We start from the raw sequence: 12,657 nt of genomic DNA on the forward strand, positions 1-12,657 counted from the left end.
AAATCGCCACGGTCCGGGGTGGCTTTTCGGGACGGGGCCGATATCCCTCTGCCGGAGAGCGGGACAGGCGGGAGGCGCGGGTGAAGGCATGGATGGGCTTGCTGGCGGCGCTGCCGGTGGTCGTGGCGCCTTCGGCATCCGCGGCGGACGATCCGCTGCTGCGGCCGATCGCATCCGATTATGCCGCGCGCTGGCTGCGGCCGCAGGCGCCGGCGCGCATCTTCGGCGACACCTATCTGGTGGGCTTCGCCGGCATGACCGTGGCGCTGGTCCGCACCGAGGCCGGGCTGATCCTGATCGACGGCGCGCTGCCGCAGGGCGTGCCGGCGATCGAGGACAATATCCGCCGGCTGGGTTTCGACGTGAAGGATGTCAGGCTGATCCTGAGCACGGAGCCGCATTACGACCATGCCGGCGGCCTCGCGGCGCTGGCGCGCGACAGCGGCGCCACGGTGATCGCCAGCGTGCGGGCGGCGGCGCTGTTGCAGCGGGGCGAGAGCGGGCTGGACGATCCGCAGGCGGGCACGCTGGCGGCCTTCCCGCCGGTGGTGAAGCTGCGCGCGGTGCGCGATGGCGAGCGGATCAGGCTGGGCGGCACGACGATCACCGCGCGGGCGACGCCGGGCCACACCACCGGCAGCATGAGCTGGGCCTGGCGGAGCTGCGAGGGCGCGCGATGCGCCGACATCCTGTTCGGATCGAGCCTGAACCCGGTTTCGGCCGACGGCTATCGCTTCTCCGATCCGGCCCACCGGGCGACGGTTGCCGCCTTCCGCCGCAGCTTCGCCACGGTGCGGGCGATGAAGTGCGACATATTGCTGACGGCGCATCCCGATCATTCGGGCGGCGACGGGAAGATCGCCCGGCTGGCGCAGGGAGCCGAACCCAATCCCTTCATCGATCCGGCGGCCTGCCGGGCCTATGCCGACAAATATGAGGCGGTGCTGGACGCCCGCCTCGCGAAGGAGGCGGCGGGCGGGCGCTGATTCAGATCAGGGCCAGCGCCGAAAGCTCGTCCACCATCGCCTTGGGCATGGCGGAAAGATCGGCGTCGTCGCTGTCGAAATCCTCGGGTGCGTCCTTGCCGTCGAGGTAGCGCCAGCCCTGATGCGCGCGCTTGGGCCGGGCGCGGACGGGGACGAGGCGGGCATCGACCCGGATGATGCAGCGGCCGCCCTCGGCTTCCTCGAAGCCCAATATCGCCTGCCGCGCGACCAGCCGGTGGGCGATGATCCAGTAGAGCGAGCCGCCGGCCATCTCGGCCGCGCGGGTGGGGCGGTAGCGCGTGCGTATCGCGGCGGTGCCGTCCACCGCGTTCGCGGCGATGCGGTCCTGCAGGATTTCGAGGCTGGAGCAGCCGACGGCAACCTTGGTGAGGTGGAGTGTCACGGGCCTCTTACCTGAACGCATGCCGCCATCCGGCGGCCGGCCTGATGTGGGGAGCGCGCCTCAGCCCGCAAGGCCGGTGGCGGTGGCGAGGCCGAGGAAGGCGAGGAATCCCATCGAATCGGTAATCATCGTGACGAAGATGGAGGAGGATACGGCGGGGTCGACGTCCATCCTGTCGAGCGTGACGGGGACGAGCACGCCGGCAAGGCCGGCGATGACGATGTTGGTCATCATGGCGGCGGCGATCACGGCACCCAGCCCGGCATTGCCGAACACCAGCGCCACGCCGGTGCCGATCACCGCCGCCACGGTAGCCCCGTTCAGCAGCGCGATGCGGATTTCGCGGACGATGGCGCGCATCGTGTTCGATTGGGTGAGCTGGTTCGTGGCCAGCGCGCGCACCGTGACGGCCATCGTCTGCGTGCCGGCATTGCCGCCGACGCCGGCGACGATCGGCATCAGCGTGGCCAGCGCCACCATCTTCGCGATCGTGCCTTCGAAAACCCCGATGATGGTGGATGCGACGAGCGCCGTCAGCAGATTGGCGAGCAGCCAGCGGACGCGGGCCTTGTAGCTGTCCTTCACCGGCTCGTTGATGTCGCCGTCGCCGGCGCCGGAGAGCTTGAGGATATCCTCGCCCGCCTCCTCCTGGATGATGTGGACGATGTCGTCGACCGTGATCATGCCGACCAGGCGCCCGGCCTGATCGACCACGGCGGCCGAGATCAGCGCATATTTCTGGAAGCGGAGCGCCACTTCCTCCTGATCCATGTCCACCGGGATCAGCGTCTGCTCGCGCTTCATCACATCGGCGATGGCGATCGCGCGCGGCGTGCGGAGGATCCAGCTCAGATTGCAGGTGCCGACCGGGTGATGGCGGCCGTCCACCACGAAGATTTCCCAGAAATCGGTGGTGAGATCCTCGTTCGAACGGAGATAGTCGAGGACGTCGCCCACCATCCAATGTTCTGGCACCGCGATCAGATCGCGCTGCATCAGGCGGCCGGCGGATTCCTCCGGGTAGGACAGCGCTTCCTCGATCGCGGCGCGATCGTCAGGCTCCATCGCGCGCAGCACGGCGCGCTGCTCGTCGTCGTCCAGTTCCTCGATGATGGCGACGGCGTCGTCCGTATCGAGCTGGGTGGCGATTTCCGCCACCTCGTGCGGGGCGAGCGCCTCGATCAGCTCGTCGCGCACCCATTCGTTCATTTCCGACAGCACGTCGCCGTCGAGCCGGTCGGCGATGGCGGCGGCGAGCGGGCGGCGCATCTCGCCGGGCACCAGCTCGAACAGGTCGGCGATGTCGGCGGGGTGGAGGGGGGCGACCAGCGCGCGCGCGCCTTCGTCGTCGCCCGCCTCGACATGGGCGATGACGCTGGCGACGAATTCGGGCTTCAGCCGATCGTCCTCGTCGAGATTGGTTTCGGCAACGGGTTCGCCGTGCGCGGGATCGAATTCGGTTTCGCTCATCGGTCCCCACCTTGGCGCGTGCTGGATTCGGGCCGCCTTCTAGGCCGGGGCGCCGCCGATGTCAGCCACCCCGGACGCGATTTTGGGATGGAGGGCTATTCCATCATGGGCGGGGGCGGGTCGCCCGCCTTGCGGCCGACGCCGCGCATCAGCACGACGAAGGGCAGCAGCACCGCGACCGCCCAGCCCATCAGCCAGTAATCGTCGATATAGGCGATCATCAGCGCCTGCCGGTTCACCTCCGCATCGACCATGCGGAGGATGTCGTGGCCCTGCTGGCCGAACCGTTCCAGCGTGCCGGGCGTCAGGAAGGGGAGGCTGGAGGCGCTGACATGGGCGGCGAGATCCGAATGGCTGACCTGGGTGTTGCGGGCGAGCAGCGCGGACAGGATCGAGATGGCGATCGACGAGCCCATGTTGCGCGACAGGCTGTAGAGCGCGGCCCCTTCGGTGCGCAGGTAGGGGGCGAGCGTGGCGAAGGCGAGCAGGTTCAGCGGCAAGACGAACATGCCGAGGCCGAGGCCCTGGATCAGCGCCGCGAAGATGATCGGCCGCGATCCCATCTCCAGATCGAAGCCGCTCATCATCATCTGCGATACGGCGACGAGGACGAGGCCGATGGCGATCACCACCCGGCCGTCGACATATTTGGTGACGAAGCTGGTGGCGAGCATCGACACCATCATCGCCAGCCCGCGCGGGGCGACGAGGATGCCGGCGCCATAGGCGTCGTAGCCGAGCAGGGTCTGCAGCATCGGCGCGGTGAGCGCGGAGCCGGCGATGCTGACGCCGCTGGCGACGAACATGAACAGGTTGGCGATCAGGAAGTTGCGATCGCGGAACAGGGCGAGCGGGATCAGCGGCCGCGCCGTCGTCGCGCTGTGGATCACATACATCCACAGCGCCGCGACCGCGAGCGCCGCCTCGATCACGATCTCGCGGGAATCGAACCAGTCGAGATGGGTGCCGCGATCCAGCACGAGCTGGAGGCCGACCAGGAACAGCGAGATCAGGATGAAGCCGGTGATGTCGAGCCGGGTCTTTTCCAGCCGGCTGGAGGACAGCAGCAGCCAGCTTGCGATGGTGGTTACGATGCCGAAGGGCACGTTGATGAAGAACACCCAGCGCCAGTTCCACTGATCGGTGAGCCAGCCGCCCAGCACCGGCCCCATGATCGGCGCGATCATCACGCCCATGCCCCAGATGGTGAGCGCCTGAGCATGCTTTTCGCGGGGGTAGCTGTCCAGCATGATCGCCTGGGTGAGCGGGCCGATGAAGGCGCCGAACACGCCCTGGAGCACGCGGGCCGCGACCATGGTTTCGAGCGTGGGGGCCAGCCCGCACGCGGCGGAGGCGAGGGTGAAGCCGACCACCGAGGCCACGAACAGCTCCCGCCGGCCGAAGCGCGATTCCATCCAGCCGGTGACCGGCGTCGCGATTGCGACCGCGATGATGTAGGAGGTGAGCACCCAGGCGATCGATTCCTGCGTGGCGCCCAGCGAAGCCTGCATGTGCGGCAACGCGACGTTGGCGATGGTGGAATCGAGCACCTGCATCAGCGTACCGGCCATCACCGTGATGGTGATCGCCAGCCGCTTTGCCGGGGAAGGCAGGGCGGGCGAGGCCGGGGCAGGCGGTGCGGAGGCGGACGCGGCGGCCGTGGACATGGATTCGGGCTAGACCCGCCATCCAAGGGTTTCAACCCGCAACGCAATGCCCATATGCAAGGCCATGACCCGAAATTATCGCCTGTCCGTTCTCGACCAGTCCCCCGTCGCCGAAGGGACTACGTCGGCAGACGCGCTCGCCAACACGCTGGATCTGGCGCGAACCGCCGACAGGCTGGGCTATCACCGATATTGGCTGGCGGAGCATCACGCCTCCCCCGGTATCGCCGGCGTCGCGCCCGAGGCGCTGATCGGGCCGGTGGCGCTGGCGACGGCGCGCATCCGCGTGGGATCGGGCGGGATCATGCTGCCGCACTTCTCCCCCTTCAAGATTGCCGAGACCTTCCGCATGCTGGGCGCGCTGGCTCCGGGGCGGATCGACCTTGGCCTCGGCCGCGCGCCGGGGACGGACGGGCGCACGGCCTACGCCCTCCAGCGCGATCGTTCGCGGCGCATCCCCTCGGACGATTTCCCGCAGAATCTGGCGGAGCTGCTCGCCTATCTGGGCGATACCATGCCGGCCGACCATGCCTTCGCCCCGCTGGTGGCGACGCTGCCTTCGGGCACGCAGGGGTCGCCCGATCCGTGGCTTCTGGGATCGTCGATGGATTCGGCGATCTGGGCGGCGGAGACGGGCCTGCCTTATTGCTTCGCCGACTTCATCAACCCCGCGGGCGCCGAGATGGCGGAGCAGTATCGCCGGAACTTCCGGCCCTCGCGCTGGCTGGAACGGCCCTATGTGATGGCGGCGAGCTGGGCGATCGCGGCGCCCACGAGCGAGGAGGCGCAGGCGCTGGCGGCGCCGGCGGCGATGATGTTCGCCCACCTGTTCCGTGGCGAGCTGATCCCGGTGCCGCCAATGGAGAAGGCGCTCGCCTGGCTCGCCGGGAATCCCGATAGTCACCGGCGCCAGCGGCGCACCCTGCTGGGCACACCGGCCGAGGTGCGCGGCCTGATCGACGGCGTGGCCGCGGAATATGGCGCGGACGAGATCATGCTCGTCAACATCATGTCCGATCACCTCGCCCGGCGGCGCAGCTACGAGCTGATCGCCGCCGAATATGGGCTGGCGGATGTGGCCGACGCCGCCTAGTTAACCCGCACCTATTTCCAGGAGACCATCATGGCCGATCCCGAAAACACCCTGATCCTGTCCCTCGACAGCGGCGGCGACGTCGTCATCCAGCTCCGCCCCGATCTCGCGCCCGGCCATGTCGAGCGGATCAAGGAGCTGACCCGCGAGGGCTTCTATGACGGCGTGGTCTTCCACCGCGTGATCGACGGCTTCATGGCGCAGGGCGGCGACCCCACGGGCACCGGCATGGGCGGTTCCAAGAAGCCCGACCTCAAGGCCGAATTCAGCCGCGAGCCGCACGTGCGCGGCGTCGCCTCCATGGCCCGCGCGCAGAACCCGAACAGCGCGAACAGCCAGTTCTTCATCTGCTTCGACGACGCCACCTTCCTCGATGGCCAATATACCGTGTGGGGCGTGGTGACCGAGGGCATGGAATATGTCGACGCGCTCCCCAAGGGCGAGCCGCCGCGCACCCCCGGCAAGATCCTGAAGGCGAAGATCGCGGCCGACGCCTGATCGCCTGACCTTTGACCAGAAGGCGCCCCGCCCGGCCGCTGGCCGGCGGGGCGCCTTTCGTTTCGGGCTGCCTCAATCCCGCGCGATAGCTTCGAACAGCCAGTCGTGGAAGATGCGCACCGGCCGGCGGGACAGGGCCGAGCGCCGGCAGGCGAACCAGTAGCTATACTGGCTGTCCACCACGACATCGCCGAAGATTTCCACCAGGCGCGGATCGTGCGCGTCGTGGAGATGGCTGTCGAGCATGAAGGCCACGCCCAGCCCCTGCGCCGCGGCATCGAGCATCAGGTGCCCGGAATCGAAATGGTCGACGGCGGCCGGCTCCAGATCCGGGCGGCCGATCGCCTCGCGCCAACTATTGTAGGTTTCGGGCATGTCGCGGTGGAGGAAGATCGTCATCCGCCGCAGATCGTCCGGCGCGCGGATGGCGGAGCGGCCCTCCTGCATCCGCTGGGCGCCGATCGCCACCACCTTGTTGCGATCGAGCCGGCGCGAATAGAGGCCGGGATCGACATCGCGGGCGAGCACGATCGCCGCATCCACCCCCTCGCCGAGACGCGACAGGCCGTGCGCGCCGGTATCGATATCGATGTGCAGTTCCGGGTGGCGTGTGCGGAGTTCCGGCAGGCGCTGCATCAGCCGCTGCGAGGCGAAGAGTGGCAGCACGGCTAGGCGCAGGCGGAGCAGTTCGGCCTCGCCCGTCGTCATCTCGATCGCTTCGGCCAGCGATTCGAGCGCGGGGGCGAGCCGGGCGAGCAGGATTTCCCCATCGGTGTTGAGCAGCATCGCCTGGTGCCGCCGTTCGAAGAGGTTGCGCCCGACGAAGCGCTCCATCGCCTGCACCCGCCGGCTGAGCGCGGGCGACGACAGGGCCAGTTCCTCCGCCGCGGCCTTGACCGAGCCCAGGCGTGCGACCTGCACGAAGGCCTCGACAGCGGTGAGCGGTGGCAATCGGCGCAATCCTGCCTCCAGACAAGCCGGGTTATTGTGCACTGCAATCGGAACATGCACCAGCCGAAAGGCTCCGCATCCACCAAAAGCACGATTCCTGATTGCACATTTTGCAAGCATGGGCAATCTTTTCGCACTTGCACAATTTACCGCTGCAATGCACAAGGGACGGGCCTTTCAGGCATCCTCTCCTAAAAACTTTCAAGGCCGGTCCTTCGGGATCGGCCCTTTTTTTGCCCGCGCGAGGCGGGGTCTCCGCCGGGCGGCATCGCGACCTTCCGAATTTTTTGTTGCTGGACCGGATCGAAATCACGCGCCGAGGGCTTATCTGTTTCGTTCGAGCGGACACAGATAGGCAGATCCATGGCTGACGAGGACAATCCCGGCACCCCCGACAACAACCGCAAGCTCCAGGTCGCCAATGCCCGCCCCGACGACAGCGGACGCGGCCTTGCGCGGATGTCCCGCGCGACGCTGGGGGCGCTGGGGCTGGCCGAGGGCGACGTGGTGGAGATCGTGGGCAAGCGCAGCACCGCGGCCCGCGCCGTGCTGCCCTACCCGGAGGATGAGGGGCTGGAGATCCTGCGCCTCGATGGCCTGCAGCGCGTGAATGCGGGCGTCGGATCGGGCGATTTCGTGGAGGTGCGCAAGGCGGAATCGAAGCCGGCGCAGCGCGTGGTGTTCGCGCCCGCGCAGGAGAATCTGCGGTTGCAGGGATCGGGCGAGGCGCTGAAGCGCAGCTTCGGCATGCGGCCGCTGAGCGCGGGCGACATCGTCGCCACCGCCGGCCAGCAGCGGATCGACCAGTCCAACATGCCGCCGCAGCTTCGCCAGATGCTGAACGCGCCCGCCTTCGCGCTTCAGGAGATCCGGCTGGTGGTGGTTTCCACCGTGCCGGCCAAGGGCATCGTCCATATCGACGCCGAGACCGAGGTGGAGCTGCGCGCCGAGCATCAGGCCGTGCTGGGCGAGAATCGCCGCGCCGACGTTACCTATGACGATATTGGTGGGCTGGGATCGACGATCGATCAGGTGCGCGAGATGGTGGAGCTGCCGCTGCGCTATCCCGAGCTGTTCCAGCGCCTCGGCGTCGATCCGCCCAAGGGCGTGCTGCTGCACGGCCCGCCTGGAACCGGCAAGACCCGGCTGGCCCGTGCGGTCGCGAACGAAAGCGACGCCAGCTTCTTCCTGATCAACGGGCCGGAGATCATGGGATCGGCCTATGGCGAGAGCGAGAAGCGCCTGCGCGAGATATTCGAGGAGGCGGCCAAATCCTCCCCCTCGATCATCTTCATCGACGAGATCGATTCGATCGCGCCCAAGCGCGGGCAGGTGCAGGGCGAGGCGGAGAAGCGCCTCGTCGCCCAGTTGCTGACGCTGATGGACGGGCTGGAGGCGCGCCAGAACACGGTCATCATCGCGGCCACCAACCGGCCCGAGGCGATCGACGAGGCGCTGCGCCGGCCGGGCCGGTTCGACCGCGAGATCGTGATCGGCGTGCCGGACGAGCGCGGCCGGCGCGAGATATTGGGCATCCACACCCGCGGCATGCCGCTGGGCGATCGCGTCGACCTCGACGAGCTGGCCCGCCAGACCTACGGTTTCGTCGGTGCCGACATGGCGGCGCTGGCGCGCGAGGCGGCGATCGAGGCGGTGCGCCGGATCATGCCGAAGCTCAACCTGGAGGAGCGGACGATCCCGCCCGAGGTGCTCGACACCCTTTCGGTGACGCGCGAGGATTTCCAGGAGGCGATCAAGCGCGTCCAGCCATCGGCCATGCGCGAGGTGATGGTGCAGAAGCCCAATGTCCGCTGGGACGATGTGGGCGGGCTGGACGACGCGCGCGAGCGGCTGCGCGAAGGCGTGGAGATGCCGCTCAAGAACCCGGACGCCTTCCGCCGCATGGGCATCCGCCCGGCCAAGGGCTTCCTGCTCTACGGCCCGCCGGGCACGGGCAAGACGCTGCTGGCCAAGGCGGTGGCGCGCGAGGCGGAGGCGAATTTCATCGCCACCAAATCCAGCGACCTGCTGTCCAAATGGTATGGCGAGAGCGAGCAGCAGATCGCCCGCCTGTTCGCCCGCGCGCGGCAGGTGGCGCCGACCGTGATCTTCATCGACGAGCTGGACAGCCTGGTGCCGGCACGCGGCGGCGGACTGGGCGAGCCGCAGGTGACGGAGCGCGTGGTGAACACCATCCTTTCCGAGATGGACGGGCTGGAGGAGCTGCAATCCGTGGTGGTGATCGGTGCGACCAACCGGCCCAATCTGATCGATCCCGCCCTGTTGCGGCCGGGCCGGTTCGACGAGCTGGTCTATGTCTCCGTGCCCGATGCCGGCGGGCGGCGGCGCATCCTGGACATCCACACCGCCCGGATGCCGCTGGCGGCGGACGTGGACCTCGACGATCTGGCGAAGCGCACCGATCGCTTCACTGGCGCGGACCTCGAGGATCTGGTGCGCCGCGCGGGCCTGTTCGCGCTGCGCGAATCCCTCGACAACAAGGCGGTGACCGCCGCGCATTTCGAGCAGGCGTTGAAGGAGACGCGGGCGACCGTGACGCCCGAGATCGAGCGCGAATATGAACAGATCGCCGCGAAGATCAAACAGGACGCGCTGGCGCTGCAGCCGATCGGCTTCGTCTCGCCGGGCATGCTGAAACCGCGCGGGGAGAAAGGTGACAGCTGAGGAGGCGGGGGAGCGTCCGTCTCCCCCTTCTTTTTGACCCCGCTCCGGTTTCGGCCGGGCGGGGCGCCGTCGTCCGGCCCGCGGTGGCTTTCGGGTGCTACGCGCCCTGCGCGCCACGCTCCCATCGATGGTCGCGGATGATCCCGGCGACGATCAGATGGTAATGATCATACCAGTCGGCGCGGCCCTGTTCGCGGACCTTGCTGTGGCCGGCATGGGCGCCAGCGGGCGGCGGCTTCCTCGTCCGTCCAATAGCTTATGGTGATGCCCTCGCCATCGGCGGCGCGGACGCTGTGAATGCCCAGATAGCCGGGCTGGCGGGCGGCTTCGGCCTCCATCGCGGCGGCGGCCGCCTGATATCCGGCCTCGTCCGCCCCGGTGCGGCGGCTGACGAAGATGACGGCGATGGCGCCGGGCGGGAACATGTTCATTATGGCGCTGTAGACCCGTTCCGTCGCAGCAGGGAAGGGCGGCGCTTGCCTTTCCGCCCGGCATTTGCGAACGGAACTCTTCCTGTGTCGGCCTGTTGGAGTCCGCATGACTGTCTCTCCCGGCGAAACCGCGCTGGCGCGTGCCCGCAAGCGCCGCCTGCACCCCGCCAATCTCGGCCCGCTGGGAATGTTCTTCCTCGGCTTCCTCAAGCATCCGGTGATGGTGGGATCGATCATCCCGTCGTCCAGGCGGCTGATCGACAAGATGCTGGCCCGGGTGGACTGGAAGAATACCAAGGTCTTCGTGGAATATGGGCCGGGCGTGGGCACCTTCTGCGGCCATATCCTGGAACGGATGGCGCCCGATGCGACGCTGATCGCGATCGACACCAACCCCGACTTCATCGATTATCTGGGCGCGCGGATCACCGATTCCCGCTTCGTGCCGGTCAACGGATCGGCGGCGGACGTGCGGGCGATCCTGGCCGAACGCGGCTTCGCGCATGCCGATTACGTGCTGTCGGGCCTGCCCTTCTCTACGCTGCCGGCCGGCATCGCGCCGCGCATCGCCGGGGAAACGGCGGCCGCGCTGCGGCCGGGCGGGGCCTTCCTCGTCTATCAGTTCAGCCCCAAGGTGCATGACTTCATCGCCCCGCATTTCGAGCGGATCGATCATGCAATGGAATGGGTGAATATTCCCCCGGCCCAGCTTTACTGGGCGTGGAAGGATTAACCGCGACCTTCGATCCGGTTCACGGGCCATTCAATCGCCTTGTGCGTTATTATCGGGCAGATAAGGATTATTCCGATCCCGGAGTGCGCATCATGAGCATTGTTCGCAAACGTCTGGCCATGATCGGCCTGGTCGCCACGGCCGGGCTAGCGCTCGGTGCGTGCGCCTATGACGATTACGGCTACGGCTATAATACCGGCTACGGCTATCCCGGCGGTTATTACGACGATTATCCCGGCGGCTATTATGGCGGCGTCGGCTATGGCTGGTATGACGGCTTCTATTATCCGGGCAACGGCTATTACGTGTATGACCGCGGCGGCAAGCGCCACCGCTGGAGCGACAGCCAGCGCCGTTACTGGGAACAGCGGCGCCAGCATGCCGGCCGGCCGGACAGGCCCGGCGGCCCCGGCCGTCCCGGTGGCGGCTGGCATGGCCGGCCGGATCGCCCGGGCGACGGCGCGGGCAGGCCGGATCGGCCGGGCAATGGCGCGGGGCGTCCGGACAGGCCGGGGCGCCCCGGCGATGGCCGCCCTGGGCGCGGCGACTGGCGGGAACGCCGCGACGCGCAGCAGGGCAAGGGCGTGTGGGGCGCGGTGCCCCAGCAGCCCCGCCCGCAGGCTTCGCAGCCGCCCGCGCGCCCGCAAGCCTCGCAGCCTCGCACGCCGGGCCGCGCGCCCAGCCTGAAGCCGCGTTCGGCGCCCCGGCCGCCGCAGCAATAACCGGGCGCCTGTCCGCCCGCCTCAGGGCTTGCGGCGGACGGGCGGCTGGAGGTTGCAGATGTCCGCCCCGCCGGCCGGCCGGATGAAGAAATCATCCTTGCGGTTGGCGCGGGCGTGAACCCAGGCGGCGAAGCTCGGCGATCCCTGCCGCAGCACCTGATAAGCGGACCGATCGGTCGGCGGCAGATCCACCGCGAGGCGGACGGTGGCGATCGGCAGGCGCTGATCCGGCCGGGCGTAGAAGCCTAGCGCCTCGGTGCCGCGCGGCAGGGTGGAAAGATGCTCGATCCCATCCAGCACGCGGCCGGCGACGGCGATGTTGCGATCGAGATGCCGGGGGGCATGGCCGATCACCGCATAAAGCTCGGCTCCCGTGCCGGTATCGGGGCTCATGTCCCGGCCGACGCCGACCATGCCGTAGCAATGGACCAGCCAGGCGTCCCGGCCCTCGCTCGCGGCCGGCCAGCCGTCGGCATGGCCCACCTTGGCTGCATAGGCATCGCGATAGGGAAGCGCGGCGAAGCCCGATCCCTCGGCGGGGCGCTCATATTCGGCCGGCGGCTGGGCGACGATGCCCGCGGGCAGCGCCTTGCGCTCCGTGGCGTCGCCCCATTGCGCCACATAATTGTCCTGCACGCGGTTGATCGAGGTGCCGTCGAACCAGCCGGCCTGGACGAGCTTGCGGATATTGGCGACATGGACGGGGGCGAAATCGGGCGCAAGCTCGATCGCCACGCGGCCGCCGCCCGCGAGGTCGAGCAGCAGGAGGTTCTCGGCCGGAACATCTGTCCAGTCGGCGGCGGGCGCCGAGGCGACGATCTGGGACGGCGTGGGGGCAGGGGAGGCGGCAGCGGCCGGCGCGGGCGCGGCGGCGAGGCCGGCAACGGCCAGGGCGATGGCGGCGAGGGACGTGGACTGTTTCATCCCCGTATCGTGTCATGCCGGCGCATCGGTTGGAAGCCCGGGGTTGAAAGCCTGGACGACACATCTTGCGCACGCCGCCCCGACCCATTAGGGG

12 protein-coding genes are annotated in these 12,657 nt (G+C 68.5%); 6 read left to right on the plus strand and 6 right to left on the minus strand.

All coding sequences use genetic code 11. The features are described from left to right. Positions 1-80: 80 nt before the first annotated feature. Entirely contained in the window at positions 81-986 is a 906-nt protein-coding gene (bla, locus tag BHE75_RS05295) for a subclass B3 metallo-beta-lactamase (RefSeq protein WP_084652944.1), read from the plus strand. 1 nt (position 987) lies between these two features. Here bla and BHE75_RS05300 read toward each other — a convergent pair whose 3' ends face one another. From BHE75_RS05300 to BHE75_RS05310, 3 genes are all read right to left on the minus strand, one after another. Beyond that, complete coding sequence (locus BHE75_RS05300; protein ID WP_084652946.1) at positions 988-1,410, minus strand: DUF1489 domain-containing protein; 423 nt, start codon at positions 1,408-1,410, stop codon at positions 988-990. Positions 1,411-1,449: 39 nt separating this feature from the next. Further along, a complete protein-coding gene (gene mgtE / locus BHE75_RS05305; RefSeq protein WP_070932905.1) occupies positions 1,450-2,859 on the minus strand; it encodes a magnesium transporter in 1,410 nt (469 codons plus the stop codon). 95 nt (positions 2,860-2,954) lie between these two features. Then, complete coding sequence (locus BHE75_RS05310; RefSeq protein WP_015459623.1) at positions 2,955-4,526, minus strand: DHA2 family efflux MFS transporter permease subunit; 1,572 nt, start codon at positions 4,524-4,526, stop codon at positions 2,955-2,957. A 64-nt stretch (positions 4,527-4,590) separates the two neighbouring features. On the opposite strand from BHE75_RS05310, the gene BHE75_RS05315 reads away from it, so the two are divergent. Beyond that, positions 4,591-5,619 (plus strand): LLM class flavin-dependent oxidoreductase, encoded by a 1,029-nt coding sequence (locus BHE75_RS05315; RefSeq protein WP_070935518.1) that lies wholly within the window; start codon positions 4,591-4,593, stop codon positions 5,617-5,619. A 30-nt stretch (positions 5,620-5,649) separates the two neighbouring features. After that, positions 5,650-6,117 carry a peptidylprolyl isomerase gene (locus BHE75_RS05320; RefSeq protein ID WP_015459625.1) on the plus strand — a complete coding sequence of 156 codons (468 nt, stop codon included), beginning with the start codon at positions 5,650-5,652 and terminating at the stop codon, positions 6,115-6,117. 72 nt (positions 6,118-6,189) lie between these two features. On the opposite strand, the gene BHE75_RS05325 is transcribed toward BHE75_RS05320, so the two are convergent. Further along, entirely contained in the window at positions 6,190-7,077 is an 888-nt protein-coding gene (locus BHE75_RS05325; RefSeq protein WP_187294003.1) for a LysR substrate-binding domain-containing protein, read from the minus strand. Between the two features lie 354 nt (positions 7,078-7,431). On the opposite strand from BHE75_RS05325, the gene BHE75_RS05330 reads away from it, so the two are divergent. Next, complete coding sequence (locus BHE75_RS05330; protein WP_015459627.1) at positions 7,432-9,753, plus strand: CDC48 family AAA ATPase; 2,322 nt, start codon at positions 7,432-7,434, stop codon at positions 9,751-9,753. Positions 9,754-9,920: 167 nt separating this feature from the next. Here the strand turns inward: BHE75_RS05330 and BHE75_RS05335 are convergent, their stop codons facing one another. Then, entirely contained in the window at positions 9,921-10,184 is a 264-nt protein-coding gene (locus tag BHE75_RS05335; RefSeq protein ID WP_368073059.1) for an antibiotic biosynthesis monooxygenase family protein, read from the minus strand. Between the two features lie 106 nt (positions 10,185-10,290). Here BHE75_RS05335 and BHE75_RS05340 point away from each other — a divergent pair, with 106 nt between their 5' ends. Together BHE75_RS05340 and BHE75_RS05345 are read left to right on the plus strand one after the other, a co-directional pair. Beyond that, positions 10,291-10,917, plus strand: a complete 627-nt coding sequence (locus BHE75_RS05340; RefSeq protein WP_015459629.1) for a class I SAM-dependent methyltransferase — start codon at positions 10,291-10,293, stop codon at positions 10,915-10,917. A gap of 92 nt (positions 10,918-11,009) precedes the next feature. Then, on the plus strand, positions 11,010-11,639 hold the full coding sequence (locus tag BHE75_RS05345) for a hypothetical protein (RefSeq protein WP_070935520.1): 630 nt from the start codon (positions 11,010-11,012) through the stop codon (positions 11,637-11,639). Between the two features lie 21 nt (positions 11,640-11,660). Here BHE75_RS05345 and BHE75_RS05350 read toward each other — a convergent pair whose 3' ends face one another. Then, complete coding sequence (locus BHE75_RS05350; RefSeq protein ID WP_070932908.1) at positions 11,661-12,563, minus strand: peptidylprolyl isomerase; 903 nt, start codon at positions 12,561-12,563, stop codon at positions 11,661-11,663. Positions 12,564-12,657: the final 94 nt, after the last annotated feature.

The organism is Edaphosphingomonas haloaromaticamans (assembly GCF_001853345.1).
GTDB classification, from domain to species: Bacteria; Pseudomonadota; Alphaproteobacteria; order Sphingomonadales; family Sphingomonadaceae; genus Sphingomonas_E; species Sphingomonas_E fennica.

Bases quoted from the DNA above. Each gene is read 5' to 3' on its own strand.
- BHE75_RS05300 (WP_084652946.1), bottom strand. From the start codon at position 1,410: ATGCGTTCAGGTAAGAGGCCCGTGACACTCCACCTCACCAAGGTTGCC.
- mgtE (WP_070932905.1), bottom strand. From the start codon at position 2,859: ATGAGCGAAACCGAATTCGATCCCGCGCACGGCGAACCCGTTGCCGAA.
- BHE75_RS05310 (WP_015459623.1), bottom strand. From the start codon at position 4,526: ATGTCCACGGCCGCCGCGTCCGCCTCCGCACCGCCTGCCCCGGCCTCG.
- BHE75_RS05315 (WP_070935518.1), top strand. From the start codon at position 4,591: ATGACCCGAAATTATCGCCTGTCCGTTCTCGACCAGTCCCCCGTCGCC.
- BHE75_RS05320 (WP_015459625.1), top strand. From the start codon at position 5,650: ATGGCCGATCCCGAAAACACCCTGATCCTGTCCCTCGACAGCGGCGGC.
- BHE75_RS05330 (WP_015459627.1), top strand. From the start codon at position 7,432: ATGGCTGACGAGGACAATCCCGGCACCCCCGACAACAACCGCAAGCTC.
- BHE75_RS05335 (WP_368073059.1), bottom strand. From the start codon at position 10,184: ATGAACATGTTCCCGCCCGGCGCCATCGCCGTCATCTTCGTCAGCCGC.
- BHE75_RS05340 (WP_015459629.1), top strand. From the start codon at position 10,291: ATGACTGTCTCTCCCGGCGAAACCGCGCTGGCGCGTGCCCGCAAGCGC.
- BHE75_RS05345 (WP_070935520.1), top strand. From the start codon at position 11,010: ATGAGCATTGTTCGCAAACGTCTGGCCATGATCGGCCTGGTCGCCACG.
- BHE75_RS05350 (WP_070932908.1), bottom strand. From the start codon at position 12,563: ATGAAACAGTCCACGTCCCTCGCCGCCATCGCCCTGGCCGTTGCCGGC.